At 64.6% G+C, this 1,927-nt stretch carries 2 protein-coding genes and 1 pseudogene; all 3 read left to right on the plus strand.

Translation table 11 applies throughout. The features are described from left to right. Positions 1–357, plus strand: a pseudogene (locus tag AC1DY5_RS53585) (gallate dioxygenase); the annotation flags it as partial. Further along, a complete protein-coding gene (locus AC1DY5_RS53590) occupies positions 357–1,196 on the plus strand; it encodes a class III extradiol dioxygenase family protein (protein ID WP_478122346.1) in 840 nt (279 codons plus the stop codon). The pseudogene AC1DY5_RS53585 and the gene AC1DY5_RS53590, both read left to right, overlap by 1 nt. Continuing rightward, positions 1,193–1,927: FAD-dependent monooxygenase (locus tag AC1DY5_RS53595; RefSeq protein ID WP_478122347.1), on the plus strand; the 735-nt coding region annotated here is incomplete at its 3' end. The genes AC1DY5_RS53590 and AC1DY5_RS53595, both read left to right, overlap by 4 nt.

Below are 1,927 nucleotides of genomic sequence, written 5' to 3' on the forward strand. Positions count from 1 at the left end.
ATTCAGCAGCTTGAACGGGACGCCAGGATAGCGGGCTCCGACGTGTTTGATTTAAGCACATCGTGGCGCGGCTACCGCATCAACAAGATGTGCAATGCGCTCTCGCAGGCGCACAACCGCGAAGCCTACGTGCAGGACGAGGAAGCCTTCATGGCGGCCTATTCGCTCACGGACGCCGAGAAGGATCTTGTGCGGAGTCGCGACTTCCCGGGCCTGCTGGCGGCCGGCGGCAACATCTACTTCCTGATCAAGCTCGGCGTGGTGACACGCAACGGGCTCTACCACATGGGCGCGCAGATGCGCGGCGAGAGCTACGAGCAGTTCCTGTCGACCCGCAATCAGAGGGAGGCCACCTGATGGGACACATCGTTGCAGGCATCGGGACCTCCCACGTGCCTTCCATCGGCGGCGCCTACGACCGGGGCCGCGACACCACGCCGGCCTGGAAGCCGCTCTTCGACGCCTACGTGCCGGTGCGCGCGTGGCTGCAGGAGATGAAGGTCGACGTCGCCATCATGGTCTACAACGACCACGGCGCCGACTTCTTCTTCGACAAGTACCCGACCTTCGCCGTGGGCTGCGCGGACAGCTACGCCATCGCCGACGAGGGCTTCGGCGTGCGGCCTCTGCCGGCGATTCCGGGCGACCTGGCGTTCTCGCAGCATCTGTGCCGTTCGCTGGTGTATGACGAATTCGACATCACCGTCTGCCAGGAGATGCGCGTGGAGCACGGCTTCCTGGTGCCGATGCACCTGTGCTTCGAGCATGGCGAAAGTTGGCCCGTGCCCACGATCCCGCTCGCGGTGAACGTGCTGCAGCATCCGCTGCCGACGGCCCGCCGTTGCCATCGACTGGGCCAGGCCATCCGTCGGGCGGTCGAATCTTTCGAGCGCGATATCCGCGTAGCGATCATCGGAACGGGTGGCATGTCGCACCAGCTGACCGGCAAGGAGTTCGGTGCCATGCACCGGGACAACGACCTGGACTTCCTGGAACGCATCGAGTTCGATCCCGACAGCCTGTTGCAACTCACGCACCAGCAGCTGATGGAGAAGTTCGGCGTCGAGGGCATCGAGCTGATCATGTGGCTCGTGATGCGCGGCGCGCTGTCGGACAAGGCGCGGCGAATTCATCGCAACTACTACGCACCGATGACGACCGGCATGGGCCTGATCACGCTGCAGGAGGAAGCATGAATCGCACGCAGGTAGGTATCGTCGGCGCAGGTCCGGCGGGATTGATGCTCTCTCACATGCTCCATCTGGAGGGCATCGAATCGGTCATCATCGAACGCGCCGGGCGCGAGCATGTGCAGGCTCGGCTGCGTGCCGGTGTGCTGGAACATGGCACCGTTGAGATGCTGCGGGAGTTCGGCCTTGGCGATCGCATTGCGAGCGTTGGCCTGGAGCAGCATGCGATCGATTTCCGCTTCAGCGGCGCGTCGCATCGGATCGACTTCCATGAAGCCACGGGGGGCCGCAGCGCGTGGGTGTATCCCCAGCACGAGGTCGTGGCGGACCTGATGGCCGCACGGCTGCGCGTGGGCGCTAAAATGCTCTTCGACACGCCGGTCGAGCGCGTCGAAGGCATCGACACCGACCGGCCCGTGCTGCACTACACGCAGGACGGCTCGCCTCGCGAATTGCATTGCGACTTCGTGGTCGGCTGCGACGGCTTTCGCGGCATCAGCCGCGGGGCGATGCCTCCCGGTGTCCTCAAGGCCTACGACCGCGTGTATCCGTTCGGATGGCTGGGCATCCTCTCCGAATCGGCGCCTGCCACCGACGAAGTGGTCTGGGGCTGCGACGAAGGCGGCTTTGCGATGCAAAGCATCCGCTCGCCCAGCGTGACGCGGCTGTACCTTCAATGCGCGCCGGATGAAAACCCGGACGACTGGTCGGATGACCGCATCTGGTCGGAACTGCAC

The sequence above is a fragment of the Variovorax sp. P4_D9 genome, from assembly GCF_056401695.1.

Excerpts from the sequence above, each read along its gene's own strand:
- AC1DY5_RS53590 (WP_478122346.1), top strand. The coding sequence starts at position 357 with ATGGGACACATCGTTGCAGGCATCGGGACCTCCCACGTGCCTTCCATC.